Raw genomic sequence first — 25,227 nt, forward strand, 5'->3', positions numbered from 1 at the left:
ATGCTGAACTTGTTTCAGCATCCATCTCTCGCCAATCCTGGGCGGTGCGGGGGGAGATATGGACCCTGAAACAAGTTCAGGGTGACGGGTGCCTTAGTCCGGCAGTTGCGCCTTCGGCATCTGCTGGCTGGCGCAGTGGAAGCCGCCGCCGCCTGCCAGCACCGCATCGCCCATCAGGCCGATCGTGGCGCGGGTGGGGAAGAGTTCGGCGATGGCCGCCACGCCTTCATCATCATGGGGGAGCCGAAGATCGGCACGACCACGAGGTTCGTGGTGATCACGAAGTTCATGTAGCTGGCGGGCTGGATCATGTTGCCCCATTCGACGCGGCCCGGCGACGGGACTTCGACCACGTCCACGCCTGCTGCCTGTGCGCGGGCCTTGGCATCGGCGTAGATGGTGGCGTTGGGATCATCCGGGCCGGTGGCGCGGGGGAGCGCGAGGCGGTTGGGGCCAACGAAGCGGGCGAGGTTGTCGACGTGGCCGTCGGTGTGGTCGTTGATGAGGCCATCGCCCAGCCAGAGGACGCGGGTGTAGCCGAGATCGCGCTCGAGGCGCAGTTCGAGATCCTCGCGCGTCAAGTGCGGGTTGCGGTTGGGGTTCAATAGACACTGCTCGGTCGTGGCGACGAGGCCGGTGCCATCGCCATCGAGCGCGCCGCCTTCAAGAATCCAGTCGGCCTTCGAGGCTTCGAGGCCTGCACAAGCCGCCAGATCGGCACCGATCTCCTGATCGCCCGGCATCAGGTACTTTTCGCCCCAGCCGTTGAAGCCGAACAGGCGGGCTTTGCGATTGGCGGCTTCATCGAGCACGACGAGCGGACCGGTATCGCGCAGCCAGACGTCGCCATAAGTGCGGCGTTCCAGCTTCACGGCCGCTGAGACGAGCGACTTGGCGCGCATTTCGTTGGCGGCATCGCGCACGACGAGGCGGACTTCCTGCCCGCTGTCGGCCACGGCGCTGGCGAAGGCGGCAATCTGTTCCTGCGCCTGATCGATCACGCCCGACCATTCCTCGGCCAAGTGCGGGAAGCCGATCCACAGCCAGTCCTGGGGGTGCCATTCGGGGGGCATGCGGAACGGGGTGGTCATGGCTGGCTTGTCCGGAATCAAGGAATTGGCCCCGCGCCTTAGAGCAGAAGCTGCGCGTTTTCCATGGCGCTTGATCGGGGCGGTCAAGCGGGGCATGCGGGAGAGACGATGACCGATTTCCAAGGCGCCCTTGCCCGCGCGCGTGCGCACTCCCCGTTTCTGTCGATGGCGCTTGGCCGCTTGCCTGAGGTCGAGGCCTTGCTGGCGGCGGGGGATGTCGAAGGAGCGCTGGCTTTGGCCAAGGTTGCGGGGACGGCATCGAGGATGCCGCCGTGGCGCTCAGGCGGGAGCGGATGGCGCTGGCGCTGGTGGTGGCGATCGGCGATCTGGCGGGGGCGTTCGGGCTTTCGCGGGTGGTGGGAGAGCTTTCGGACTTTGCCGACCGGTCGCTCGACACGGCGATAGCGGCGGCGATCCGGCGCCGGGTTCCTGATGCTGAAAGCACAGGTTTCTGCGCAATTGCGCTGGGCAAGCATGGCGCGCAGGAACTGAACTATTCGTCGGACATCGATCCGATCCTGCTTTACGATCCCGATGTCCTGCCGCGCCGCGAGCGTGACGATCCGGCAGAGGCGGCGCAGCGCGTGGCGCGGTCGCTGATGGAGATCATGTCTTCGGTGACGGCCGAGGGCTATGTGTTCCGGGTGGACTTGCGGTTGCGGCCGGCGTCGGAGGTCAGTCCCCTCGCCCTGCCGTTCGAGGCGGCGATCACGCATTATGAATCCAGCGCGCTGGCGTGGGAGCGGGCGGCCTATATCCGGGCGCGGGCGGCCTCGGGCGACGTGGCGCGGGGGCAGGCTTTCCTCGATACGATACGACCGTTCGTGTGGCGGCGGAGCCTTGATTTCGGGGCGATTGCCGAGATCGGGCGGCTGACGACGCGGATTCGCGATCACTATTCGGCGGGGCAGGCAATCGGGCCGGGCTATGACCTCAAGCGCGGGCGCGGGGGATTCGCGAGGTGGAGTTCTTCGCGCAGACGCACCAGCTGATCCACGGCGGGCGCAATCCGGCGCTGCGGCTGCGGGGCACGCGGGCGAGCCTCGATGCGCTGGCCGAAGCCGGGATCATCGGGGCCGAGGATGCGCGAGCCATGGGCGAGAGCTATGACCGGCTGCGGACGCTGGAGCACCGGCTGCAGATGGTGGCGGACCAGCAGACGCACTCGCTACCCAATGATGCGGCGGCGCTGGATGGCGTGGCACGGCTCGATGGGCTTGCCGATGGCGCGGCGCTGGTGGCGGAACTGGCGGCGATCTCGGACACGGTGGGTAAGCGGTTCGATGCGCTGATCGAGACGTATGCGCCGACGGGCGCGGTGCAGGTCGAAGTGCCGGACCAGTCGGACCCGGTGGTCGACCGCTTTGCCGAGCGGGTGCAGGCATGGGAGGGCGGGCAATATCGCTGCCTGCGCTCGGCCGAGGCGCGCGAGGCGTTTGCGCGGATCCGGCCGCAACTGCTGCGGGCCTTGTGCGAGGCGCCGGACCCGGAGCGGGCGCTGCTCCGGTGGGAGCGGCTGCTGGAGGGATTGCCGAGTGCGATCAACGTGTTCCGCCTGCTGGAAGCGCGGCCCGGATTGCTCGCTGTTGTCATGCGCGTGCTGGCCCATGCGCCGACTTTGGCGGATGAGCTGGCGCGGCGGTCGGACCTGCTCGACATCCTGATCGACCGGTCTGCCTTTGATCTGCCGGGCAGCGTGGACGAGATTGCAGCGGAGCTTTCGCGCGGGGAAGCGGGGGATGATTACCAGCGCTTGCTCGATGCGGTGCGGCTGCGCGTGGGCGAGATGCGGTTTGCGCTGGGGGTGCAGCTGGTCGAGGGGCAGCGCGATCCGCTGGAGGTGGCAGCGGCGCTGAGCCGGGTGGCCGAGGCTTCGATCGAGGTGCTGGGGCGCGCGGCGATCGAGGAGTTTCGCGTCAATCACGGTGTGGTGCCGGAGAGCGACCTGGCGATTCTCGGGCTTGGGCGATTGGGCGGCGCGGCGCTGACGCACGCTTCGGACCTTGATCTGGTGTTCCTGTTCAGCGGGGATCACGCGAGCGAATCCGACGGGCGCAGGCCGCTGGGGGCGACGCTCTATTACAACCGGCTGGCGCAGCGGGTGATCGCCGCGCTTTCGGTGCCGACCGCGGCAGGTGCGCTTTACGAGGTGGACACGCGGTTGCGGCCTTCGGGGGCGCAGGGGCCGATCTCGGTGAGCCTCGACAGCTTCGAGAAGTATCAGTGCGAAGACGCCTGGACTTGGGAGCACATGGCGCTGTGCCGGGCGCGGGCGATGTTCGGGTCGGAAACGGACCGGGCAGCACTGGCGGCGATTATCGCGCGGGTGCTGGATCGCCCACGCGACCCGAAAAAGCTGCGCGCCGACGTGCTGGAGATGCGCGGGACCATGGCCGAGCACAAGCCAGCCAAGGGGCCGCTTGACGTGAAGCTGGCGCGCGGCGGGTTGGTCGACATCGAGTTCATGGTCCACTTCCTGCAATTGCGCGATCATGTGGCGCAGACGCCCGATCTGGGCGCGGCGGTTCAGGCGCTCGAAGACCTGGGGCTGCTGCCGCAGGGTACGCGCCGGGCGCACGACCTGCTGGCGCGGCTGCTGGTGGTGGTGCGGCTGGTTGCCCCTGATGGCATGTTCCCGCCCGAGGCCAGCCGGGGCATCGTCGCGCGCTCGTGCGGGCTGGACAGCTGGGATGCACTGCTGGACGCGGTGCTGGACGCACGGCATTGCGTTGGCCGCGGCTGGGCGCAGGTGTTCGATAGTCAACTGGAGATTGCATGATGAGCGAGCGGATCGGAACGGGCGAGGCATTCCCCGACATCGCGATGACCACGCCCGATGGTGGCAGCGTGAAGGCTTCGGATTTCGCCGGAAAGAAACTGGTCGTGTTCTTCTATCCCAAGGACGACACACCCGGCTGCACCACCGAGAACAAGGACTTTTCCGCGCTCCATGGCGAGTTCGAGGCGGCTGGCATTGCCGTGCTCGGCGTGAGCAAGGACCCGCCGAAGAAGCACGCCAAGTTTGCCGAGAAGCACGCGCTTGTCGCGCCGCTCGCAAGCGATGCCGAGGAAGGCGGAGTTTCCGATGCGCTGGGGATCTGGACCGAGAAGTCGATGTACGGGCGAACCTATATGGGGATGGAGCGCACGACCTATCTTGTCGGCGCAGATGGCAAGATTGCACAGGTGTGGAACAAGGTGAAGGTCAAGGGCCACGCCGAGGAAGTGCTGGCTGCGGCCAAGGCGCTCTGACCGGCGACACCGAGAATGAACGCACCTACCCTCGCCCGCGCGATCCGCGCGGTGATGCTGACGCCTGATCCGCGTGACAAGGTCATGGCGGCGCGCGACGTGGTGCGCCGCTGGCGTGCGGGCGAGCTGGCGATGGTGTTCGACGTGGCGATGCCGGACTATCCCGCCCGGCCGGACAGGCCGGAACTGCTGCCGCCAAATGCCATGCCCAAGCGCGGGCGCGGATCAGCGCATGGGCGGTTGGCCCTGCTCCATGCGCTGGCGCACATCGAGTTCGTGGCGATCGACCTGGCGCTGGATGCGGCGGGGCGCTTCGGTGCGCAGATGGGGCGGCAGTTCGTCGATGACTGGCTGTCTGTCGCAGCGGACGAGGCGATGCATTTCGCCCTGATTTCCCGTCGCCTGCGCACGCTGGGCAGCTTCTACGGAGCGATGCCGGCGCATGACGGGTTGTGGGATGCCGCGCGCGAGACGGCGCATGATGTGGCGGCGCGGCTGGCGGTGGTGCCGATGGTGCTGGAAGCGCGCGCGCTGGATGTGACGCCGGCGACTGTCGAGCGGTTTCTGGCGGGGGGCGACGAGCGTTCCGCCCGCATCCTGCAAAGAATCGTTGACGACGAAATTCGCCATGTGCGGTTTGGCACAACACATTTCGGCGCAGTCTGCCAAATGAGGGGCGAATCCCCCGTGGACCTATGGAAAACCTTGGTTCAGCAGCACTTCCGCGGTGCCGTTAAGCCACCGTTCAACGACTCGGCGCGTCGATCAGCCGGTTTGTCGCGCGAAATGATGGCAGGGGTTGCCTGCCTGTAACCTGCCCCGCATACCCCAATTCACGAGATGGCGGGGGTTCCGACCAACTCTGAAAAATCCCGGGCGACAGGCCGCACGTCTGTCTGTTGCCGCAAATCGGGTTCGCTCTGGGGGTTTCAGGGCTTGCTGCTTCACGGCGAAAATGCCGGGAGTGGAGAGCCGAAGAAAAGGTCGTACGGGTCGTAATGTTGTTCAACACCAACACCTTCAAGACTGTATTCAGCGCCCTGACGGCGGTTGTTGCATTCTCTTCCGCGCCGGCATTCGCAAACAGCGCCGCTTCCGCAGACATCGCCGCCCCGCTTCGCGCTGCCGAAGCTGCCAAGGCAGGCGTCTCGGCCGATCGTGGCGACGAAGAATTCCGCCGCCTCTTTGCCAGCTGGCAGCAGCTCGACAATGGTATCCTGCCTTCGTCGAAGCCCACCACCATCCGCAAGGCTTCGGTTTCGATCCCGTCGCTGGCTCCGGTAGCGATGACCCGCCTTTCGAGCGGCTACGGCATGCGTGAGCACCCGGTGCTCGGCGGCCGCCGCGCCCACAAGGGCATTGATCTTTCCGCACCGACCGGCACGCCGATCCGCGCCAGCGCTGATGGCGTCGTGGAAAAGGCTGAATGGTTCGGCGGCTACGGACTGTTCGTCGGTCTTGACCACGGCGGCGGCATGGAAACCCGTTACGGCCACATGTCGCGCGTGGCGGTTGCCGAAGGGCAGCAGGTCCGCAAGGGTGACATCATCGGTTACGTCGGTTCGACCGGCCGTTCGACTGGTCCCCACCTCCACTATGAAGTCCGCGTTTCGGGCGAAGCTGTGAACCCGCTGCCCTACATGCAGGGCAAGGGCGACGCGCTTTACGCTGCGAACGACAAGACCGCTGGCCGCGGCGGTCCTGAGGAATAAGGGACAGGGCCACAAGGCCCGTTCCTTCACGACGCATCTTGGAGAGGATGCGGAAAAGGGCGCCGGTGACGGCGCCCTTTTCTGTTGGGGGCTGAGAGTTCGCCGTGTGGCGAATGACGACCCCGTTTTTGGTTCGCCTGACGGCGAATGCCCACCGCGTCTTTGTTTCGCCTTGCGGCGAATGCCCACCCCCAACCCCTCCCGCTTGCGGGAGGGGAGTCTGGAGATGGCCCCTCCCGCCCGTGGGAGGGGGTTCTACGACCTCATGAATCGGGCAGCAGGGTCGCCAGCGCTCGGGCGACGTTGCCGATGGTGTAGGGCTTCTGCACCACGGGCCGGGCGCGGTGGACATCGGGGAACTTGGCCTGTTCGCCATAGCCCGTCGCAAACATGAAGGGCACTTCACGTTCGTGCAGGACATCGGCAATCGGAAAGCTGGTGCCGATGCCAAGGTTGATGTCGAGCATGGCAATGGTGGGCGTGGCCACATCGATCAGATCGAGCGCGGCATCTACCGATCCGGCAGTGACCACTGAATCCGCGCCGAGGCGAGACAGAATATCCTCGGCGTCCAGTGCAATGATCAGGCTGTCCTCCACCAGCAGCACGCGCTGGCCGGCTAGCAGGTGCTGCGGCGGTTCCTCGATGTGGCCGGGACCGGTCTTGGGGAAATGGATCTCGCGCGCCTTGCCTGATGCTTCAGCGACATGGCGCTTCGGGATCGTCAGGTCGGCCTCGAAGCCGGACTCGAGGAAGCGCACGACCGCTTCGCCGCCAAGGTCATAGGGCACCGAGCGCTGGATGATCGTGGTGCCGAAGCCCTGCCGCTGCGGTTCGCGCACCGGCGGTCCGCCCACCTCGCGCCACGTGACGAGAAGATCGCCCTTGGCAGCCTGGGTCCAGTCAATGAGAACATGGCCATCGGGGACCGAAAGGCTGCCGTACTTGCTCGAATTGGTGACGAGTTCGTGGAGGACCAGCGCCATCGTCGAATAGGCGAGAGGGTTGAGCATAACCGGCTCACCCGAGCTGCGGATGCGCTTGCTGTCGACCATGAAGGTCGCCGCCTCGGCGTCGATGAGGGATTGCAGTGGCGCTGGACCCCAGTGGTCCTCGGTGATCTGGTTGTGCGCGCGGGCCAATGCGTGGATGCGGCCGTCGATCAGCTTGACGAAGCCCGCCAGCGCCGGGTCGCTGGCCTGCGACTGGCGGATGAGGCCGCGGATCAGGCCGAGGATGTTGCGCACGCGGTGGTTGAGCTCGGCGATCAGCAGTTCCTGCCGGTCGCTCGCCTGCTGGCGTTCGGCGGAGGCCTCGTCGGACAAGCGCAGCACGACCTCGATCAGCGTGGCGCGCAGCGTTTCGGCAACGCGCAGTTCGGATGAAGTGAACGGTTCGGACTTGCCGCGAACCAGCTCCTTCCACTCGGCAAAGCTTTCGCGGGGGAGAGACGCGGTCCATTGGGGCCGTACTCCACCGGCTTGTGCGGATCGCCCGCCCAGCGGACCGAACGCACCATCTCCGACCGGAACAGCACGACGTAATCGCGTGGCGATCGGGAGATGGGGATGGCAAGCAGGCCGGCGACCTTGTCGGAGAAGCGATAGGTATCGGGGATCAGCGAGCCGATATGGTCGGTTGCGTAGACCTTGCCGGCGGCGGTGGTGTTAAGCGCGCGGATGATGCGGCGGAAGTCCTCGGTGGGCGGGCACTGGCCGGAAAAGGCGTAACCGCCCGAAAGCCAGACGCCAACGCCATCCGCCGCTATTGCATGCGTCAGGATGTCGGCCAGCCAGTCGGGATCGCGCAGCAGGCTTTCATCCGAGGCAACGGCCCCCAGCAGCTGGTCCGAAATGTCGCGGGCGCGGCGTTCGAACTCCATGGTTGCCTGCCGCTCGCGGCTTTCAAGGCGCATGCAGAACATCTGGGCGAACAGCTCGGCAACGGCGCGGCGTTCGAAGTTGGGATTGTTGGGCGAATAGTGGTGGCAGGCGAACAGGCCCCACAGCTTGCCATCGACGATGATCGAGATCGAGAGCGAGGCGTCGACGCCCATGTTCTTGAGGTATTCGATGTGGATCGGCGAGACCGAGCGCAGCAGCGAGAGCGACATGTCGAGCGGGGCGCCGGTCTCGTCCAGCGCGGGAAGCACCGGGACGGGCGTGGCATGGACGTCACCAATCACGCGCAGCATGTTGCGCAGGTAAAGCTGGCGGGCCTGGGCCGGAATGTCGCTGGCGGGGTAATGCAGGCCGAGGAATTGCCCGATGCCGGGGCGGCAGGCTTCGGCCACGACTTCGCCCGATCCGTCGGCGGCAAAGCGATAGACCATGACGCGATCGAACTGGATCAGCGCGCGGATCTGGCGCGCGCCTTCGCGGTAGAACGCGGTCATGTTCTTGCACTGGTCAAGCCGCGCAAACATCGAGCGGACCATGCCGGTGACATCGCCAAGACTCCCGCGCGAGGGTTCGGCCTCGATGACGATCTGGCTGCCGCTGTAGTGGACCGCGACGTCGAAGTTGCCCCTGCCAGCGACGAGCGGGACATCGAACATGCGTTCGACCGCGTCGTCATTGCGGAGCATGGTGGTGCGGTTGCGCAGGTCGTGCACGGCCTGCGGCAGGAACACCTCGTCAAGCGAGCGTCCGTAGACGTCGGCAAGCTCGTGGCCGATGAATTCGTGAAGGTTCGCCGAGGCGCGGGCGATCATCCAATCGGCGGTCAACGCTATCAGGAAGCCGCTGGGCTGGATGGTGCCGATGATGTGGATCGGTTCGCGATCGCAGTTGGTCAGGTCGACCGCGTAGTCAGTGCTCAAGGACGCGAACTCCAGCTTGCACACGAGCGGCTGCTTCGAAAAGGGCGAAGGCCGCACGCGCGGCGGCAAGGGCCGCGGCCTGGCAGGCAGGCGCGACGAGTTCGTGGTCGATCAGGGCGACGAGCGAGCGCCAGCGTGACGAATCCGCGTCTGACAGGAACCGGCGGGGGAGATGCGCGGGTACGCGCCGGGCGAGCATCGCTCCGCCGAGGCGCGAACCCTCGACCACATAGAGCGCGCCGAGCATTTCGGCCGTGGAGTGAAACCCGGGCGACTCGAGCAGTCCCGGGGCGCCGAGGCCGAGGTCTGCGAGGTCGGCAAGGATGCGGCTTGCGCGTTGGCGGTGCGACCAGTCGCACACGATGTTCTCGATGCCTGCAGCGGTGAGCGCGGCTTCAAGCGGGAGCAAGGCGGAAGCCTGGGCCAGCAGGAATTCGCGGTAATCGGCAGGATCGCCAAGGTCGAGCCGGGCGAAGGCGGCGTCGACGCGATCGTGGTCCGTCCGGGTGCGTTCGCGAAGGAGCATGCGGGCCGACTGGCCAGAGGTATCAGAATTCGACAACGGCCACCGACCAGACATAACGTGCGTTAACGTTTGCCAACGCGCTACCGCGCTGATGGGTTCCTGCCGCAGATGGCTTTTTCGCCGGAAGGCATCGAATCCCCGCCCTGCTGATGGGCCAAGACCATGAAATCCCGCCACAAAGGGCATACGTCATTCGACGCGTATACCTCTGCCACTGACGCTCCATAGTGCTGCCCGGAAGCGGGGCTTTTTCCCGCCGCATGGCATGCAGATCGAGGGTCGGCAGATGGCAGGTGTTCAGGTTGGCAATCGCATCATCGGCGCGGACGCGCCAGTGACAGTCGGTTGGGAGAACGTGCCCAAGGTTGAAGGCGGGGCATTCAAGCGGGCGTTCTTCACCTGGTTCCAGCCGGTCACCTTCTTCGGCTTCCTGCTGTTCTGGTACTATGCGCCGAACGAGTGGGCCGTAGCATCCACCGGCATTGCCATCGGCATCGGCTTCAAGGTGCTGCTCCTGGCGCTGGAGTGGGTCAACCCGCGGTTCCGATCATGGCAGCTGACGTGGAAGGAGCTGGTGACCGACCTGTTCTATGTCGGCCTTGGCTACACCGTGCTGCGCATCGTCGACCAGTTCATCGGGTCTGATGCGATCATCAGCGCGCTGCAGAGCAACTTCGATTTCGGCAAGGTGGCATGGTTCACCGGGCTGCCGCTGCTGTTGCAGGCGTTCCTGATTTCGTTCGTGTTCGACTTCGGCCAGTACTGGATGCACCGCGGCATGCACAACTGGTACCCGCTGTGGCTGACCCATGCACCGCACCACTTCATCACCCAGCTCAACATCAACAAGGGCGCGGTGGGCAATCCGGTTGAGCTGTTCCTGATCGGGCTTGGCATCGGCGGGTTCTTCGACTTCCTGCCGCGCGCCTTCCTGATCGCGGGAACGTTCGGCCTCGCCGTGAGCACCTACCAGCACATCAACGTGCGCTTCAACACGCCCCGCTGGTGGCGCTTCCTGTTCAACACGACAGAGCATCACAGCGTCCACCACTCGCTCGACTATGAAGCGACGCGCAGCAACTATTCGGGCACGTGGATCATCATCGACCGGATGTTCGGCACTTGCGTCGATGGCGAGGCAGAAGTGCTGGGCATGGAAGGCGGACGCCGCATGCCGATCCGCGAGGTGATGCACTATCCGTTCAGCGAGGCATGGAAGACGCTGCGGGCGAAGTTTGGTGCCAAATTCGGCAATCGCATGGGCGGCGTGCAGTCGGCGGTTCCGGCGGAATGAGCGGTCTGGCTGCGACATCGCCCTGGACGCAACCGATGACGCCTGAAAAGCCGCGCTCGGCCAAGCGCCTGATCGACTGGATCTGGACGGTGCGGGATGCAGTGCCTGTGCCCGAGGGCATTGGCGCGGACGAGGCACTGGCAAGGGTTTCGCCAGCGTTCGCAGCCGATGGTTACAGCGTTCAGCCGATGAGCGAGGGTCTTGCCTATGCCAACCCCTCCCCCGCCGCGCAGGACACGATGGCCACATTCGAAAGGGGTGCGCTGCAGGTGGAGGAAACGGCGACGGGGCGCGTGCTGCGCTATCGCCTGACCAGCCGCTTCATGCTGTTCTGCTTCCTGCTGCCCTTCGTGTTCATCGGCTTCGGCCAGTTGACGCTGGCCGTTGGCGCCTACCAGAAGGCGCAGGCCGAGGCCAAGGAGAAGGCCGCAGGGGCGAAGAAGGACGACAAGAAGAAGGACCAGCCGGTCCTGACCCTGCACCCGATCGACAAGTTACTCGGCGCGCCCGCTCCAGAAAAGCCCAAGGACGGCGAAGGCGGCAGCCGCAAGCGCAAGCCTTCGGCAACGGCGGCCTACGTGTTCTCGGGGATTTTCGCGTTCTTGTATCTGGTCGGGCGGTTTCTCGAACCGTGGCTGGTGCGGCGGATGTTTCGGCGCAGGCTGGCGGGGGAGGTATAGCGGGGCTGGTCTCGGTTAGCTTGGGCGAGAATAGCTTCCATAACCGCACCATTACCGTCACCCCGGGCTTGACCCGGGGTCCCGCTTTCGTTCTGCTCGCGCCATGGACAGGGAAAGGCTCGGCGGCTGGCTCTACATCATGGCCGACCGTTACCGAGGTGCCATGTATGTCGGCGTGACCTCGCACCTTGCCGCGCGCATCCATCAGCACCGCACCGAAGGTGGGTCGGACTTCTGCGCTCGGTATGGCTTGAAACGGCTGGTCTGGGCGGAGCGCGGTGACCGGATCGAAGACTGCATCGCGCACGAGAAGCGTCTGAAGCGATGGCGTAGGCCGTTCAAGTTCGAGCTGATCAAGCGCGGCAACCCTGATTGGCTGGATCTTTATGATGTGATTGTTGGGTAGCTTGCGCAAGCAAAGCGGGACCCCGGGTCAAGCCCGGGGTGACGGTAGAAGGGAAGCGAAAGCCGAAGTTCGCAAGGTGCGCCTGAGCCAACGGCCGTTTCTGAGGACCGGCAGTAGTGGCTGAAACGGCCGCTTTCGGATGGTTAGCTGCCGCTTGCCTTGCTTGGAATGCCAAATATTTCTTCGCACCAGATCATAGTTGGATCACGGAGCCAAGCCGTGTTTGCTGGCGTCTCGAACTGGGCAAGCTGCTTCATGTCGACGCCATATCTGCGGCAAAATCCGATAATCTCCCACATATCATCATCCGTTGGCGCGCGATCGAGCACAATGAATAAATCTCTGACTTCTCCATAATAATCAGCAACGAAGGTCATCCGATCGAGCCACTCGAAAAAGGCTCTTTCATCAGCATCGTGGTAATAAAGGATGTCAGTGGCAATGATCTGGGGGGTTTGGACATCCAGATTTTATGTCAGTGCAGAGGACGGTATGCAACGACGGCAAAGGCGTCGCAAGCGGAATGACGGTTTCCGGTCCAGCAGCTCTCAATAGCCGCCGTGTGACTAAGCACGCTGCGCCCTAACCCTTCACCCACCGCGCGGCGAAGAAGCCGTCGATGCCGCCGGCTTCGCTCAACATGCCAGGGTCGGAGCGGAAGTGGCCGTTGGTCGGGGCCAAGCCCTCGGGCAGTTCCACCTCGGTGACCGGCGCGGGGGTCAGCTTGTCGAAGGCCAGCGCCTGCAACTCGCCTTCCTCGCGCTCCAGCGAGCAGACCGCGTAGACCAGCGTGCCACCGGGGCGAGCCAGGTGGCGGCGCGGTCGAGCATGGCGGATTGCAGGGCGGTCAGTTCGGCGAGGTTGGCGTGGCGGTGGAGGACGTCGGGGTGGCGGCGGCAGGTGCCGGTGGCGCTGCAGGGGGCGTCGAGCAGGATGGCGTCGAAGGGGTGTTCGGGTTGCCAGTTCAGGGCATCCGCCACCACCACTTGCGCGGTGAGTCCGCTGCGCTTGAGGTTTTCGGCGAGGCGTTCGGTGCGGCGGGCGGACTTGTCGAGCGCGGTGACCTCCCAACCGGCGGCGGCGAGTTGGAGAGTCTTGCCGCCCGGCGCGGCGCAAAGGTCGAGGGCGCGGCGGCCCTGCCCTTCGCCCATCAGGCGCGCGGGCACGCTGGCGGCGAGGTCCTGCACCCACCATGCGCCTTCACGGAAGCCTTCGAGCGCTTCGACGGAACCAGCGCGGGCGAGGCGGACGTGGCCGGGGGCGAGCGACTGGCCGCCGAGGCGTTCGGCCCAGTGCACGGTCTGGGCGGGATCCCGCAAGCTGAGGTCGAGCGGGGCGGTTCGGCAAGGCCTTGGGCGATGGCGCCGATACGGTTGGGCCATGCGAGTTGCCAGCGCGCGGCGGCGGCGGGCGGAAGCGTGGGCGCTTCGGGCAGCGTTGCGCCGCTCTTGGTGACAGCGGAGAACACGCCGTGCGCCAGCCGTCGCGGGCCGCCCACAAGCAGCGGCAACCCGGTGGCGACAATGGCGTGGCCGGGCAGGTTCAGGCGCAGGGCTTGCGCGAGCATCAGGCGCAGGACCGAGCGGACCTTGGCATCCTCGGGCAGGGGCTGCTTCGTCGCGCCATCGATCAGGGCATCGAGATCGGCCATCCAGCGCAGCGATTCCTGCGCGATGGCGAGCGCCAGCGCGCGGTCGTCGGCGCGTTCGATCGCGCGCAGGATCGGCGGCGCGGCCTGATCGAGCGGATCGCCCCGATTGAGCACGGCATCGAGCATGCGCAGCGCGGCGCGGCGGGCGGGAACGCCGGGGACTTCATCGGCAGGAGTGGAACGGGCCATATCCCGCAGCCTATCGGCGCTTGTGCCCCAATATGCAATTGCAGTTCGGCGCGCGAAGCCCCATCTGCAGAGGCATGGAAAAGCCCACTCCTCGTGCGACGCAGCGCCCCGCGGACTTCACCCCGCCCGCGCACTGGACCAACGACCCCGCCCCTGCCCCAAGGCTATTGAGCGCGGCGACGATCCCGATGGCCTTGATCCCACACGCTTCGGCGACTGGGAAAAGAACGGGATCGCGATTGATTTCTGAGCAGAAGGCCGCTCAGCCCTAGCCCTGCTCGTCGCCCTTGCAGTCACCCTTGTGCTTTGAGGTGAGGGCCATCTGCATGACCATCTGCTTGCCGTTGGGGCAGTGCCGTTCATGTCCATGGTCATATCGTAGGTATCGGGGCTGTAGGTTCCGGCGAGGGTCATCTTCGCCATGTTGCCGGCGTCCTCACCGGTGCCCTTGCAGGTCATGGTAGCGTCGATCTTCCCGTTCCCCATGGTGAACGTGTCGTACTTGCAGTCTTCGCCCTGCTGGCCGAAGAATTTGCCATCGGGCTTTTCCGCCTCTTCCTTGGTCAGGCACGAGGCGAACGTGCGGGTTTCCCCAAGCATCTTCTGCATCGCCGCCTTGGCCTCGGGCGGCATGCCTTCCACCTCGAACTTCTTGAACTGCATGGTCAATTCCCAGCGACCGGGATTGAGCTTCATGCCCGCATCGGCGACCGACTTGGCCACCTCGGCAGTGCTGGCGTTCTTCTTGTCGACGGTGCCGCCATCGTTGCAGGCAGCGAGCAGGGCCAGCGGAATCAGGGCAATTGCAGCGCGCATCGGGTCTCGTCCTCTCTCGTTCCGGCAAGCAGGCTAACACCCTGCCGAAAAAGCGCCAGTGCGCCACGTCACCGCCCGACGCGAGGTTGTATGGGCGCGGTTTGTTCCCCATATTCCCGCCATGGCCGAACTCGTTATTCGCAGGGGACTCGAAGAGCCCGACACCTCGGGCACTTTCGTGCCGCACAAGCCGCAGCGCCCCGACAAGATCGAGGGCGGCAGGCCGTTCAAGGTCGTGTCCGACTACCAGCCTGCGGGCGACCAGCCAACCGCGATTGCCGATCTCGTGGCGGCAGCACGCGATGGCGACCAGACGCAGGTCCTGCTTGGCGTAACCGGATCGGGCAAGACCTTCACCATGGCCAAGGTGATCGAGGAATTACAGCGCCCTGCCCTGATCCTTGCGCCGAACAAGATCCTCGCCGCCCAGCTCTATGGCGAAATGAAGAGCTTCTTTCCCGAGAACGCGGTCGAGTATTTCGTATCGTATTACGACTACTACCAGCCCGAAGCCTACGTGCCCCGGTCGGACACCTATATCGAGAAGGAAAGCTCGACCAACGAGGCGATTGACCGGATGCGGCATTCGGCCACGCGGTCGCTGCTGGAGCGCGATGACGTGATCATCGTTGCGTCGGTATCGTGCATCTACGGCATCGGCTCGGTCGAAACCTATTCGGCGATGATCTTCGATCTCAAGGTCGGCCAGACGGTCGACAGCGGCGAGATCATCCGCAAGCTGGTGGCGCTGCAGTACAAGCGCAACGATGCCGGGTTTGCGCGTGGCAACTTCCGCGTGCGTGGCGACAATCTCGAAATCTTTCCTTCGCACTACGACGATACCGCTTGGCGCGTGAGCTTCTTCGGTGACGAGGTGGAGGAGATTGTCGAGTTCGATCCGCTGACCGGCAAGGCTGGGGCCAAGCTGACGAATGTGCGCGTCTATGCGAACTCGCACTACGTTACCCCCGGACCGACGATGCAGCAGGCGGCTCAGGCGATCCGCTTCGAGTTGACGGAGCGGCTCAAGGAACTGGTCGAGGAAGGCAAGCTGCTGGAAGCGCAGCGGCTGGAGCAGCGCACCAACTTCGATCTCGAGATGATTGCGGCCACCGGATCATGCGCGGGGATCGAGAACTACAGCCGCTTCCTGACCGGCCGCCTGCCCGGTGAGCCGCCGCCGACGCTTTTCGAATACCTGCCCGACAACTGCCTGCTGTTCCTCGATGAAAGCCACCAGACCGTGCCGCAGATCGGCGCGATGGCGCGGGGCGACCACCGTCGCAAGCTGACGCTGGCGGAGTACGGCTTCCGCCTGCCCTCGTGCATCGACAACCGCCCGTTGCGGTTCAACGAATGGGACGCGATGCGCCCGCAGACTATCGCGGTTTCGGCAACGCCGGCGCAATGGGAGATGGAACAGGCGGGCGGCGTCTTTGCCGAACAGGTGATCCGCCCAACCGGCCTGATCGACCCGCCGGTGCTGATCCGTCCGGTCGAGGACCAGGTGCAGGACTGCATCAACGAGTGCAAGCTGACTGCTGCCAACGGCTACCGCACTCTCGTCACCACGCTGACCAAGCGCATGGCCGAGGACTTGACCGAGTTCATGCACGAGGCGGGGCTCAAGGTGCGCTACATGCACTCGGACGTCGAGACGCTGGAGCGCATCGAACTGATCCGCGACTTGCGTCTGGGCGTCTATGACGTGCTGGTGGGGATCAACCTGCTGCGTGAAGGGCTCGACATCCCCGAATGCGGCCTTGTCTGCATTCTCGACGCCGACAAGGAAGGCTTCCTGCGCAGCGAAACCTCGCTGATCCAGACCATCGGTCGCGCCGCGCGCAACGTCGATGGCCGCGTGATCCTCTATGCCGATCGCATGACCGGCAGCATGGAACGCGCCATTGCCGAGACCGATCGCCGTCGTGCCAAGCAGGAGGCCTACAACCTCGAACACGGCATCACCCCGCAGACGATCAAGCGCAACATCCACGATATCGTTGCCGACACGGCGAGCCGCGATGGCGTGCTGGTGGATATCGACGCGGATGGGGCCAACAACCTCGTCGGCCACAACCTTCGCGGCTACATCGAGGAGCTTGAGAAAAAGATGCGCGCGGCAGCAGCGGATCTGGAGTTCGAGCTGGCCGGACGGTTGCGCGACGAGATCCGGCAGCTGGAGGCTTCGGAACTTGGCCTGCCCGAGGGTGAGCGCAAGGCGCCGATCGTCGGGCGGAGCAACGAAGGCAAGCCGGGCACGCGGAAGACGCGGTACGGGAAGAGCCAGAAGACGAAGTGGGGGAGGTGAGGGTAACGCCCTGACTGGCACCAAATTGGTCGCACTTAAAATGTGTGAGACCGGTTTTGCCGCCTATTCAAGCTGCCCGAGGTGGGTATCGGATGGGCGATCAGATTGACAACGTGGATGATGTCCCTTATAAAGGACATGCACAAATCGTCCAGACTGCCCGTTTTCGGGCTTGGCTTGACGGTCTGCGCGATCGGCGGGCGCGGTTGCGGATTGACGACCGCTTGATACGCCTTGCTGCAGGAAATGCTGGAGACACGAAATCGGTTGGGAATGGTGTGCAGGAACTGCGCCTGCATTTCGGTCCCGGCTATCGTATCTACTATATCTGGCAAGGCGACGTCTTGGTCATCTTGCTGAACGGTGGCGACAAGAACACGCAATCGCGTGACATCGCACTGGCCCACAAGATGGTGAGGGAAGCCGACGATGGCATTGAAGGTCTACCCATTTGATCCAGCCAATCATCTTGAGACCGAGGAGGACATCCTTTTCTATCTCGAAGCGGCAATGGAAGGGAACGATCCCAAGCACATCGCCGGAGCGCTGGGTAATATCGCCCGCTCCAAGGGCATGAGCGAGATTGCCCGGAAAACCGGTTTGGGGCGTCAGGCCCTCTACAAATCCCTCTCCGAAGACGGTAACCCCACACTTGAAACACTGGTGGCGGTCCTTTCGGTGCTTGGGCTCGAATTGACCGTCCAGAAGCGGGCCGCCTGATACTGTCGTGAAGAATCTGATTGTTGCCATCGCGGCCCTCACCCTTGCCGCTTGTTCGAAATCGCCCGCGATGCCCGCGCGTGAGGGGCGCCGGATGGGGCGGTGCGGATGGCCATGCCTGAGGGCGAGGCCTTGCCGGGGGTGCGCGATGGGGAATCGCAGGCGTCATGGGCCGCCGGCTCGGATGGACTTTCGGTGCGCTATGGGCATCCGGGGAGCCGCCGCTGGTTTCGCTTGTCTGCCGCGAGGGCGTGCTGACGGTGACGCGCCATGCCGCCGCGCCGGTGGGGGCGCAGGCGCTGTTCGCGCTGGTCGGGAGCGACGGGATCATGCGGCTGCCCGTGGACGCGACATCAGTGCCGGGGCAGCGCGGCTATATCTGGCAGGGCACGATCTCGGCCGATGACAGCCGGGCCAAGGTGCTTGGCGGGTCCTACAACGGCACGCTGCCGGGCGCGGGGATGATCAAGGTTTCGGCCGGAGCGCCGGTGCGCGACCTTATCGCCAGGTGCCGCCGTTCTGCGCCGGCTGCCACGCCGGAGCCCATCGCCCCGGCGCAAATCGCCGAATAAGTCAGACCTTGCCGAACCTCGCTTCATAGGCGGCGGTATCGCCGCTGGCGAGAAGCTTGGCCTGCTCCACCCAGTTGTCGCGCGTGGCGCGCCCTGCGAAGGTGCCGAGCTGGGCGTCAATCCGCGCGATGTCCTCGTCGGTCCACGCCGCGATCTGCGCGTAGCTGGTCACGCCAAGCGAGGCGAGGAGGGCCTTGAGCTTGGGGCCGACGCCCTTGATGCGGCCGAGGTCATCGCCGCCCTGCGGAGCGGGGGCAGGTGCCGAAACCGGCGCGGCCTCGATCACTTCCTCGGCAGCGGCGGCAGCCACCACTTCGCCGATCCCGGCCATGGTGCCAACGCCCGGCGGCGGCGTGACAAGGGCGGCGGCGCTTGGCGCATCAATCAGGGCCGTGTTGCGGGCGGCCTTTTCGGCACCTTCCGAAAGGACGTCGGTGTATTCGCGCCGCTTCGGAGCCGGCTTGGTGCGCCCCCATACCCACCACACCACGAACGCGACGACAAGAACGATGCCCGCCAGCAGGATCTGGTTGGCTTCGAGCGATTGCAGCATCTGCATGACCCCTTAAACGAAAAGTGCGCGCGAAAATTCCAGCGACGATCTCAGGCCGGTTGCTGCTTGCGGAACAGCACGCGGTCCTCTGGCCCGAACGCGCGGACCCACAACATGTAGCAGTAAATACCCAGAATTGCGGGAATTCCAACGGCCAGCTCGGCCCATTCGGGTGCCCAGGTCATCGCCACGCCCACCGCGATGGCGGGTATGATCGCCCAGGCAAGGCCCCAACGCCAGTTGCTGATCGAATGGCCGAGAATGCGGGTCAGCACCCGGGACTTCACGGCCGAGGACAGGCCAAGCGAGATGGCCAAAGCCAGCGAAGCTGCAGCGGCGACGTACATCGGCCCCGGCGTGACCTGCCTGGCCACAAGGATCAGGAAGATGGTCAGCACCGCCTGCAGCGCGATCGTGGCGAGGCTGATCCACAGGTTGCGCATACGCGCCAGGTAGACCAGCGCCGCCTCGCTCACCACCGCCTTGGAAGCGACGACTTCTGCCACCAGCAGGAACACCAGCGCCGCGGTGCCCGAAACGAAGGCGGGACCGCCAAGGCCCATCAGCCCCTCGCCCGGGATGCCGAGCGCCAAGGCAATGCCGATCTGCGCCGCGCCGATCCAGAAGCCGACCTGGCAGACCTGCTTGGCAATCGCGGCATAGTCCTTGTCCTTGACGCTGCGGGTGATGACCGGGCCGAGTACCGGTTCGAAGCTGGTCTTGAGCTTCTGCGGCAACGAGGCGATCTGCTGCGCGAAGTAGTAGATGCCGACCGGCGCCTCGCCCACGAAGAAGCGCAGGATGAACACGTCGAGCTTGCGGGTGCCCCATTCCACGGCGTCCGCGCCTGCCAGCGGGATGTTGCGGCGGGCAATCTGCCACAGCGGGCCTGGACGCGGCTTCCACGCACGCGGCAGGCCATATGTACGCAGCAGGACGAAGACCGCGACGCCCGTCGCCGCCCAGACCGAGGCGAGATAGGCAAGTGTGAGACCGGAGCTCGGCCAGATGAAATAGAATGCGCCGGCCGCGATGGAGATGGTCCACGGCTCGACCACGGAACGGGCGCGAACCGTGGTCGCCACGTCAAAGCGGTAGGCCAATGCAGCGAGGGCTAGGTCGCCGAGCGCAAGGCCGGGGATCGAAAGCACCAGCAGACGGTCGGCAAGCGTGAAATTGCCGCTGGGATACATCGATTGTGGGAACAGGTAGATCAGCGCGCCCATGCCGAGCGCCAGCGACATGGCCAGCAGCACGGCATCGCCGACGACGTTGGCGGGGTGCTCGTCGTTCTCGGCAAGACGCTGGGCAAGGCCGCGCTTCTGGCCGAGGGTTGCCAGCATCCCGGCAAATTCGACCATCACCAGTGCCGAGGCGAAGCGCCCCATGGCGGGTGCGCCATAAAGGCGGCTGGCGATGAAAAGGAACGGGATGCGCGCGAGAAGACGCAGCAGGAAGCCGAGAAAATTCGTCCGCCCGCCCTTGGCCAGCGCGGCGATATCCTGTTGGGGGGCTTGGCTTCAGACAAGGACTGTTTCCGCCTTGAGCGGGCGCGACAGCAATCCTGCGACCACGTCCCGCGCCGGGGCAGCGCCTTTGAGGAGTGTCACCACGGCCTCGACGATCGGCATGGAGATATCCCGATTACGCGCGATTTCCGCGAGGACCGGCGCGGTGAAGGCGCCCTCGGCCACCGAGTTCCTTGCGCCAAGCACATCCGCTGCGCTGGCGCCTTCGCCCAGCGCCTTGCCGAGCGAGAAGTTCCGGCTGGAGGTGGAGGAACAGGTCAGCACGAGGTCTCCCAGGCCGGAAAGGCCGGACAGCGTTTCCGCCCGCGCGCCCAAGGCAAGGCCGAAGCGCTGCATCTCGGCAAAGCCGCGGCTGATCAGCGCCGCACGGGCGTTCTGGCCAAGCCCCAAGCCGTCCACCACGCCGCAGGCGATGGCGAGGACGTTCTTCACCGCGCCGCCGATTTCGGCACCGGCTACGTCATCGGAGTAATAGGGCCGGAAGGTCGGGCGGGCGATGGCAGTGGAAAGCCGCTGCCACTGCACTTCGCCGCCTTCGCAGGCAAGCGTCACGGCGGTGGGCAGGCCCGCTGCCACTTCATGGGCGAAAGTGGGGCCGGACAGCACCGCGATTTCCGCGCCGGGTGCGGCGGTGCGGGCCACATCGGCCATGAGCCGCCCGGTCCCGGCTTCGATGCCCTTTGAGCAGAGCACGACGTCGCCGCTGTTGCGCCCCATCGCGCCGAGCACGCTGGCCAGGAACTGCGCAGGCGTGACCATCAGCAGCACTGGCAGAGTGGCCATTTCCGCAAGATCGCTGGTGGCGCGGATCGAAGGTGCGAGCTTGGCCGAAGGCAAAAACAGGCTGTTGGTGCGCTGGGCGTTGATTTCCTCGACCAGTTCGGCCTCCCGCGCCCAGAGCAGGACTTCGCGGCCGTCGCTCGCCAGCATCTGGGCGAGTGCGGTGCCCCATGCGCCTGCGCCAACGACACCTACACCAGCGGTCATGCCTTCACCCCTGCGCCGCGCACCGGCGCGGCATTGTCGTCGAGCGGCCAGCGCGGGCGCGCTGCCACGTCGAGCGGGTCGGTATATCCCAGAGCGAAACGCTCAGCGCCAGCCCAGCCGATCATCGCGGCATTGTCTGTGCACAGTTTCGGCGGCGGGGCGACCAGTGGGAGGCCGTGTTCGGCAGCCAGAGCTTCAAGCGCGCCGCGCAGCGCTGCGTTGGCGGCAACGCCACCTGCAACGACCAGCGCCGTCATCCCGGGCGCAGCAGCGGCGAGCGCAATGCGCGTGCGATCAACCACGCAATCGAGCGCGGCCTGCTGGAACGAGGCGGCGATATCGGCATCGATGTGAATGCCCGCATCCTTGGCCCGCATCACCGCGCTCTTGAGCCCGGCGAAGGAGAAGTGCGGTTCGCCGCTTCCCACCAGCGGGCGCGGCAGCGGCACGGCCTTGGGATTGCCCTCGCGCGCCAACCTTTCGACGGCGGGGCCACCGGGATAGCCCAGGCCGAGGATCTTCGCGGTCTTGTCGAAGGCCTCGCCCAGCGCATCGTCGATGGTGGTGGCGAGGCGGCGATACTGACCAACGCCTGCGACTTCGAGGATCTGGCAGTGCCCGCCCGAAACCAGCAGCAACAGATAGGGGTACTGCAAGCTCGGATCAGCGAGGCGCGGTGAAAGCGCGTGGCCTTCGAGGTGGTTGACCGCCACCAGCGGCTTGCCTGTCGCCATGGCCAGCGCCTTGGCGGTGACGAGGCCGACCATGACTCCACCGATCAGGCCGGGGCCTGCGGTTGCCGCAATCGCATCGACATCGTTCAGCGTCATGCCCGCATCGGCGAGCACTGCCTCTACCATTGGCCCCAGCACTTCGACATGCGCGCGCGCGGCGATTTCGGGCACGACACCACCGTAGGGGCGGTGCGCTTCGTCTTGTGAAGCAATGCGTTGCGCGACAATTCGCGCGCCAAGCGTGGTGCCATTGCCGTCGATCACCGCGGCGGCGGTTTCATCACAGCTGGATTCTATGCCAAGGATCAGGGCCATCTGGCGCTTTCCTCTAATGATAATCCCCGTTACGGCAAGCAAAGCATGAACACAGCCACTCCCCAGAAGCCGCTGAGGCTCGGAACCCGCCGCTCCCCGCTCGCCATGGCTCAGGCGGAGGAAACCCGCGAACGACTGTGCGCCGCCCATGGTTGGGACAAAAGCATGGTCGAAATCGTGCCGGTCACCGCCAGCGGCGACAAGATCCTCGACCGGCCGCTGGCCGAGATCGGCGGCAAGGCGCTGTGGACCAAGGAACTCGACGCCTGGCTGTTCGAAGGCGAGATCGACTTCGCAGTCCATTCGATGAAGGACGTGGAAACGCTGCGGCCTGAAGAATTCTGCATCGCCGCCGTTCTTCCCCGCGCCGACGTGCGTGACGTGCTGGTTGGTGCGGCCTCCATCCATGCCATTCCGCCCGGCGCGCGCGTCGGCACCAGCGCGCCGCGCCGTGCCGCGCAGATGCTTCACGCCCGGCCGGACCTCAAGATCGTCGGCTTTCGCGGCAATGTCGCCACGCGGCTGGCGAAATTGCAGGCGGACGAGGCGGACGTGACGCTGCTCGCCGCAGCGGGCCTGCAGAGGCTGGGTGAGACCGGTGTCGGCACGCCGCTGTCGGAGTTCGAGTGGCTACCTGCCCCGGCGCAAGGCGCGATCGGCATTGAATGCCTGGTGGCGAGCGATGACGTGCGCGGCTGGCTTTCAGCCATCGACGACCGCCCGACGCATCAGGCGGTCATGGCAGAGCGCGCGCTGCTGGCGGCGCTGGGCGGCAATTGCCACAGCCCGATTGCGGTGCTGACCACGCACCACGAAAGTTCGCTGACCGTGCGCGCCGCGATCTACAGCCCGGACGGGGCAGAGCGGATCGAGGCGAGCGAGACGTTCGCGCCCGCCGATGGCGAGGGTCCGAAGCGGCTGGCCCATCGCCTGCTGTCAGAGGCGCCGGAATCCGTGACGGTGCACTTCTCCGGCACATGAACTTGCCGCTGGTGGTGATCCGGCCCGAGCCGGGGAATACGGCGACCTGCGCGTCGGCGCGCGCCTTGGGGCTGGAAGCGATCGCCGCGCCGCTTTTCGAGATCGAGCCGGTGGGCTGGGACGTGCCGGACGAGCGCTTTGACGCCATCCTTGCCGGCAGCGCCAACGTATTCCGCCATGGCGGGGCGGGTTTGGCGGCCTTCGCGAAGGTGCCGGTGATCGCGGTGGGCGAGACCACGGCTGCGGCGGCACGATCTGCCGGGTTTGCCGTGGCGCGCGTCGGCGAAGGCGGATTGCAGCCGGTTGTCGCCACGCTGCCGCCCGGGAATTACATCCGAATCGCAGGTGAAGATCGCGTGACGCTGACCCCGCCCGAAGGGGTACGAATCGTCACGGTTGTAACTTACGCGTCCCGGAAACGGGCAGTTTCCGCAGCGCTCCTAACCGCCCTGAATCGCAGTGCGGTGGTGCTGCTGCACTCCGGCGAAGCTTCCCGACATTTCGCGCAGGAATGCGAAAGACTTGGAATCTCCAAGGAAAGCCTCCATCTGGCATGCTTGGCCCCACGCATAGCGGAACTCGCTGGCAATGGCTGGGGCACAGTCGCAGTGGCTGCCGGCAGGACCGACAAGGAGGTTCTGGAACTCGGCGCGCGGATGTGCCAGACAATGTGACATCGGGGCGACAGGACAAGCGAAAACGCATGGAGGATCTGGTTTACAGCACGCGGGGGCAAAGCCCGCGAAGGAGCGGCATAGGCGGCCGCGGCATCGCTGCTCTGGTCGCCGGGTGCCTGCTGGCGGGTGCTGCGGGTGCGGCGTGGCTGGGATGGCATAACGGCCTGATCGATGTGCGCATGGACAGCTCCGGAATCCCGCAGCTGGTTACTTCGCCTGCCACCGAGCCTGCTCCCGGCCCGTCCGCCGCCGAAACGGCCGCAGCGCAGGCGCAGATCGGCGCGCAGATTGACAGCACCGCCGCCAAGATCGCCATGCTTGAACAGCGGCTGGCGGAATTGAACCAGCAGGCCATCGCCGCCTCGGGCAATGCCACCCACGCCGAATCGCTGCTGCTTGCCTTCGCCGCGCGCCGGGCACTGGAGCGCGGTCAGCCCCTCGGCTGGATCGAGGCACAATTGCGCGCGCGCTTCGGCACCACGCAGGGCGCGGCGGTGGACCGCGTGATTGCCGCAGGCGCCGCGCCGGTCACGCTCGCCCAGCTTGGCGAACAGTTCGAACTCCTTGCGCCCGAGCTGGTCGGCGGCAAGGCGGATGAGGGCACGTTCGACTGGCTCGGCCGCCAGCTGTCAGACCTCTTCGTGATCCGCCACGACGATTCCCCTCGCCCGCGCCTGAAAGCCGCCTGCAACGCACCCGCGCCTACCTCGCCGGCGGCAAGATCGAGGCCGCTGCGGCAGAAGTCGAAAAGATGCCCGGCCACGACGCCGCGCAAGACTGGCTGGTCCGCGCCCGTGACTACATGGCGACGCAGCGTGCGCTGGATCAGCTTGAGGCTGCGGCGCTGATGGGCGCGCAGCCGGTGAGCGCGCCTGCACAGGCGGTTGCGCCGGAGCCGACGGCAAGTGCTTCGCCTGCAGTGCCGCCGCTCCCACCGGCGGGGTCTACGCCGGAGGTTTGAGGGTGGAGTTAGGAGCCGCAGCTTAGTCCGCTTTTCCGATTTTCACACCAAGAGCTGCCGTTCAGGACACGACCGCATTCCGGTCATCGGTAAAAAGCTGTAATTGGCTGTATATGGTGCAAACCCCCTCGAAATCTGAGCGCATGGAAATCCGCAAAGCGATTGGGAACCGTTCGATCCCCGGTCCCGATGCTGGTGTCCGGCCTCGCGGACCAGATTACTTGGTAGCGCACGCCTGCTTCGATTGCCGCAAGTCGTGGAAGGTTTCCGAAGAGAGTGTCGCCACTTGCCCCCAGTGCGCCAACGCGTTGCATTGGATGGGGCGAGCATTCAGAGCGCCTAAAAAGTCCGACATCGAACAGTGGAAGAAGGTCGAGTTGCTCTGGATGGCTGGTTTCAGGTTTGTCCCGAATACAGGGTGGAGAGACGCGGAACCTTATCCAGAGCGG

The 25,227-nt window shown here is 65.5% G+C and carries 20 protein-coding genes and 5 pseudogenes; 15 read left to right on the forward strand and 10 right to left on the reverse strand.

Going from position 1 to position 25,227, the window contains the following annotated elements:
* Nucleotides 1-93: 93 nt before the first annotated feature.
* A pseudogene (locus C7W88_RS02755) lies at nt 94-1,091 on the reverse strand (agmatine deiminase family protein).
* Between the two features lie 108 nt (nt 1,092-1,199).
* Between C7W88_RS02755 and glnE the strand changes: the two are divergent.
* The 4 genes and pseudogenes from glnE to C7W88_RS02775 all read left to right on the forward strand — a co-directional run bounded on the left by glnE (nt 1,200) and on the right by C7W88_RS02775 (nt 6,055).
* Nucleotides 1,200-3,870, forward strand: a pseudogene (gene glnE / locus C7W88_RS02760) (bifunctional [glutamate--ammonia ligase]-adenylyl-L-tyrosine phosphorylase/[glutamate--ammonia-ligase] adenylyltransferase).
* Complete coding sequence (locus C7W88_RS02765; protein ID WP_118072404.1) at nt 3,870-4,343, forward strand: peroxiredoxin; 474 nt, start codon at nt 3,870-3,872, stop codon at nt 4,341-4,343. Before glnE ends, C7W88_RS02765 begins: the two are co-directional and overlap by 1 nt.
* A gap of 15 nt (nt 4,344-4,358) precedes the next feature.
* Nucleotides 4,359-5,156, forward strand: a complete 798-nt coding sequence (locus C7W88_RS02770; protein ID WP_118072405.1) for a ferritin-like domain-containing protein — start codon at nt 4,359-4,361, stop codon at nt 5,154-5,156.
* A 185-nt stretch (nt 5,157-5,341) separates the two neighbouring features.
* Entirely contained in the window at nt 5,342-6,055 is a 714-nt protein-coding gene (locus C7W88_RS02775) for a M23 family metallopeptidase (RefSeq protein ID WP_118072406.1), read from the forward strand.
* Nucleotides 6,056-6,318: 263 nt separating this feature from the next.
* On the opposite strand, the pseudogene C7W88_RS02780 reads toward C7W88_RS02775, so the two are convergent.
* Nucleotides 6,319-8,900, reverse strand: a pseudogene (locus C7W88_RS02780) (HWE histidine kinase domain-containing protein).
* On the reverse strand, nt 8,866-9,402 hold the full coding sequence (locus C7W88_RS02785) for a biliverdin-producing heme oxygenase (RefSeq protein ID WP_118072407.1): 537 nt from the start codon (nt 9,400-9,402) through the stop codon (nt 8,866-8,868). The pseudogene C7W88_RS02780 and the gene C7W88_RS02785 overlap by 35 nt, the downstream one beginning before the upstream one ends.
* 286 nt (nt 9,403-9,688) lie before the next feature.
* On the opposite strand from C7W88_RS02785, the gene C7W88_RS02790 reads away from it, so the two are divergent.
* From C7W88_RS02790 to C7W88_RS02800, 3 genes are all read left to right on the forward strand, one after another.
* Complete coding sequence (locus C7W88_RS02790) at nt 9,689-10,696, forward strand: sterol desaturase family protein (RefSeq protein ID WP_118074534.1); 1,008 nt, start codon at nt 9,689-9,691, stop codon at nt 10,694-10,696.
* The gene (locus tag C7W88_RS02795; RefSeq protein ID WP_240344785.1) at nt 10,693-11,376 is read left to right on the forward strand and encodes a hypothetical protein; all 684 of its coding nucleotides are present in this window, start codon (nt 10,693-10,695) and stop codon (nt 11,374-11,376) included. The genes C7W88_RS02790 and C7W88_RS02795 overlap by 4 nt, the downstream gene beginning before the upstream one ends.
* 103 nt (nt 11,377-11,479) lie before the next feature.
* Nucleotides 11,480-11,782 carry a GIY-YIG nuclease family protein gene (locus C7W88_RS02800; RefSeq protein WP_118072408.1) on the forward strand — a complete coding sequence of 101 codons (303 nt, stop codon included), beginning with the start codon at nt 11,480-11,482 and terminating at the stop codon, nt 11,780-11,782.
* Nucleotides 11,783-11,925: 143 nt separating this feature from the next.
* Here the strand turns inward: C7W88_RS02800 and C7W88_RS02805 are convergent, their stop codons facing one another.
* On the reverse strand, nt 11,926-12,159 hold the full coding sequence (locus tag C7W88_RS02805) for a hypothetical protein (RefSeq protein ID WP_118072409.1): 234 nt from the start codon (nt 12,157-12,159) through the stop codon (nt 11,926-11,928).
* Between the two features lie 205 nt (nt 12,160-12,364).
* Nucleotides 12,365-13,622: pseudogene (locus C7W88_RS02810) on the reverse strand (RsmB/NOP family class I SAM-dependent RNA methyltransferase).
* Here C7W88_RS02810 and C7W88_RS24600 point away from each other — a divergent pair.
* Nucleotides 13,558-13,872, forward strand: a complete 315-nt coding sequence (locus C7W88_RS24600; RefSeq protein WP_370073175.1) for a DUF1674 domain-containing protein — start codon at nt 13,558-13,560, stop codon at nt 13,870-13,872. The pseudogene C7W88_RS02810 and the gene C7W88_RS24600 overlap by 65 nt on opposite strands.
* A 68-nt stretch (nt 13,873-13,940) precedes the next feature.
* On the opposite strand, the pseudogene C7W88_RS23370 reads toward C7W88_RS24600, so the two are convergent.
* A pseudogene (locus tag C7W88_RS23370) lies at nt 13,941-14,438 on the reverse strand (DUF3617 domain-containing protein); the annotation flags it as partial.
* Nucleotides 14,439-14,559: 121 nt separating this feature from the next.
* Here C7W88_RS23370 and uvrB point away from each other — a divergent pair.
* From uvrB to C7W88_RS02840, 4 genes are all read left to right on the forward strand, one after another.
* Nucleotides 14,560-16,749, forward strand: a complete 2,190-nt coding sequence (uvrB, locus tag C7W88_RS02825; protein ID WP_118072410.1) for an excinuclease ABC subunit UvrB — start codon at nt 14,560-14,562, stop codon at nt 16,747-16,749.
* Nucleotides 16,750-16,841: 92 nt separating this feature from the next.
* A complete protein-coding gene (locus tag C7W88_RS02830) occupies nt 16,842-17,204 on the forward strand; it encodes a type II toxin-antitoxin system RelE/ParE family toxin (RefSeq protein WP_118072411.1) in 363 nt (120 codons plus the stop codon).
* Nucleotides 17,179-17,469 carry an addiction module antidote protein gene (locus C7W88_RS02835; RefSeq protein ID WP_118072412.1) on the forward strand — a complete coding sequence of 97 codons (291 nt, stop codon included), beginning with the start codon at nt 17,179-17,181 and terminating at the stop codon, nt 17,467-17,469. The genes C7W88_RS02830 and C7W88_RS02835 overlap by 26 nt, the downstream gene beginning before the upstream one ends.
* A gap of 167 nt (nt 17,470-17,636) precedes the next feature.
* Entirely contained in the window at nt 17,637-18,041 is a 405-nt protein-coding gene (locus C7W88_RS02840) for a hypothetical protein (RefSeq protein WP_118072413.1), read from the forward strand.
* Between the two features lies 1 nt (nt 18,042).
* On the opposite strand, the gene C7W88_RS02845 is transcribed toward C7W88_RS02840, so the two are convergent.
* From C7W88_RS02845 to tsaD, 4 genes are read right to left on the reverse strand one after another with little or no spacing between them, the layout of a single operon-like run.
* Nucleotides 18,043-18,594 carry a hypothetical protein gene (locus tag C7W88_RS02845; protein WP_118074536.1) on the reverse strand — a complete coding sequence of 184 codons (552 nt, stop codon included), beginning with the start codon at nt 18,592-18,594 and terminating at the stop codon, nt 18,043-18,045.
* 50 nt (nt 18,595-18,644) lie between these two features.
* Entirely contained in the window at nt 18,645-20,093 is a 1,449-nt protein-coding gene (locus tag C7W88_RS02850; RefSeq protein ID WP_118072414.1) for a lipopolysaccharide biosynthesis protein, read from the reverse strand.
* A gap of 21 nt (nt 20,094-20,114) precedes the next feature.
* Nucleotides 20,115-21,110, reverse strand: coding sequence for an NAD(P)H-dependent glycerol-3-phosphate dehydrogenase (locus tag C7W88_RS02855; RefSeq protein WP_118072415.1), 996 nt, complete (start codon nt 21,108-21,110; stop codon nt 20,115-20,117).
* Nucleotides 21,107-22,159, reverse strand: coding sequence for a tRNA (adenosine(37)-N6)-threonylcarbamoyltransferase complex transferase subunit TsaD (tsaD, locus tag C7W88_RS02860; protein ID WP_118072416.1), 1,053 nt, complete (start codon nt 22,157-22,159; stop codon nt 21,107-21,109). The genes C7W88_RS02855 and tsaD overlap by 4 nt, the downstream gene beginning before the upstream one ends.
* 45 nt (nt 22,160-22,204) lie before the next feature.
* Here tsaD and hemC point away from each other — a divergent pair, with 45 nt between their 5' ends.
* The 3 genes from hemC to C7W88_RS24605 all read left to right on the forward strand — a co-directional run bounded on the left by hemC (nt 22,205) and on the right by C7W88_RS24605 (nt 24,778).
* Nucleotides 22,205-23,140 carry a hydroxymethylbilane synthase gene (gene hemC / locus C7W88_RS02865; protein ID WP_118072417.1) on the forward strand — a complete coding sequence of 312 codons (936 nt, stop codon included), beginning with the start codon at nt 22,205-22,207 and terminating at the stop codon, nt 23,138-23,140.
* Nucleotides 23,137-23,814: a uroporphyrinogen-III synthase gene (locus C7W88_RS02870; RefSeq protein WP_118072418.1), complete on the forward strand. Its 678-nt coding sequence runs from the start codon at nt 23,137-23,139 to the stop codon at nt 23,812-23,814. The genes hemC and C7W88_RS02870 overlap by 4 nt, the downstream gene beginning before the upstream one ends.
* A 724-nt stretch (nt 23,815-24,538) precedes the next feature.
* The gene (locus C7W88_RS24605; RefSeq protein WP_370073223.1) at nt 24,539-24,778 is read left to right on the forward strand and encodes a hypothetical protein; all 240 of its coding nucleotides are present in this window, start codon (nt 24,539-24,541) and stop codon (nt 24,776-24,778) included.
* Nucleotides 24,779-25,227 lie beyond the last annotated feature (449 nt).

Source organism: Novosphingobium sp. THN1 (genome assembly GCF_003454795.1).
Lineage (GTDB): Bacteria > Pseudomonadota > Alphaproteobacteria > Sphingomonadales > Sphingomonadaceae > Novosphingobium.

Coding starts and splice junctions, on each gene's coding strand:
- C7W88_RS02830 (WP_118072411.1), top strand. CDS start 16,842: ATGGGCGATCAGATTGACAACGTGGATGATGTCCCTTATAAAGGACAT.
- C7W88_RS02790 (WP_118074534.1), top strand. CDS start 9,689: ATGGCAGGTGTTCAGGTTGGCAATCGCATCATCGGCGCGGACGCGCCA.
- C7W88_RS02785 (WP_118072407.1), bottom strand. CDS start 9,402: ATGCTCCTTCGCGAACGCACCCGGACGGACCACGATCGCGTCGACGCC.
- hemC (WP_118072417.1), top strand. CDS start 22,205: ATGAACACAGCCACTCCCCAGAAGCCGCTGAGGCTCGGAACCCGCCGC.
- C7W88_RS02835 (WP_118072412.1), top strand. CDS start 17,179: ATGGCATTGAAGGTCTACCCATTTGATCCAGCCAATCATCTTGAGACC.
- C7W88_RS02845 (WP_118074536.1), bottom strand. CDS start 18,594: ATGCTGCAATCGCTCGAAGCCAACCAGATCCTGCTGGCGGGCATCGTT.
- C7W88_RS02855 (WP_118072415.1), bottom strand. CDS start 21,110: ATGACCGCTGGTGTAGGTGTCGTTGGCGCAGGCGCATGGGGCACCGCA.
- C7W88_RS02805 (WP_118072409.1), bottom strand. CDS start 12,159: ATGACCTTCGTTGCTGATTATTATGGAGAAGTCAGAGATTTATTCATT.
- C7W88_RS02795 (WP_240344785.1), top strand. CDS start 10,693: ATGAGCGGTCTGGCTGCGACATCGCCCTGGACGCAACCGATGACGCCT.
- uvrB (WP_118072410.1), top strand. CDS start 14,560: ATGGCCGAACTCGTTATTCGCAGGGGACTCGAAGAGCCCGACACCTCG.
- C7W88_RS02840 (WP_118072413.1), top strand. CDS start 17,637: ATGGGCCGCCGGCTCGGATGGACTTTCGGTGCGCTATGGGCATCCGGG.
- C7W88_RS02870 (WP_118072418.1), top strand. CDS start 23,137: ATGAACTTGCCGCTGGTGGTGATCCGGCCCGAGCCGGGGAATACGGCG.
- tsaD (WP_118072416.1), bottom strand. CDS start 22,159: ATGGCCCTGATCCTTGGCATAGAATCCAGCTGTGATGAAACCGCCGCC.
- C7W88_RS24600 (WP_370073175.1), top strand. CDS start 13,558: ATGCGCAGCGCGGCGCGGCGGGCGGGAACGCCGGGGACTTCATCGGCA.
- C7W88_RS02800 (WP_118072408.1), top strand. CDS start 11,480: ATGGACAGGGAAAGGCTCGGCGGCTGGCTCTACATCATGGCCGACCGT.
- C7W88_RS02770 (WP_118072405.1), top strand. CDS start 4,359: ATGAACGCACCTACCCTCGCCCGCGCGATCCGCGCGGTGATGCTGACG.
- C7W88_RS02775 (WP_118072406.1), top strand. CDS start 5,342: ATGTTGTTCAACACCAACACCTTCAAGACTGTATTCAGCGCCCTGACG.
- C7W88_RS02765 (WP_118072404.1), top strand. CDS start 3,870: ATGAGCGAGCGGATCGGAACGGGCGAGGCATTCCCCGACATCGCGATG.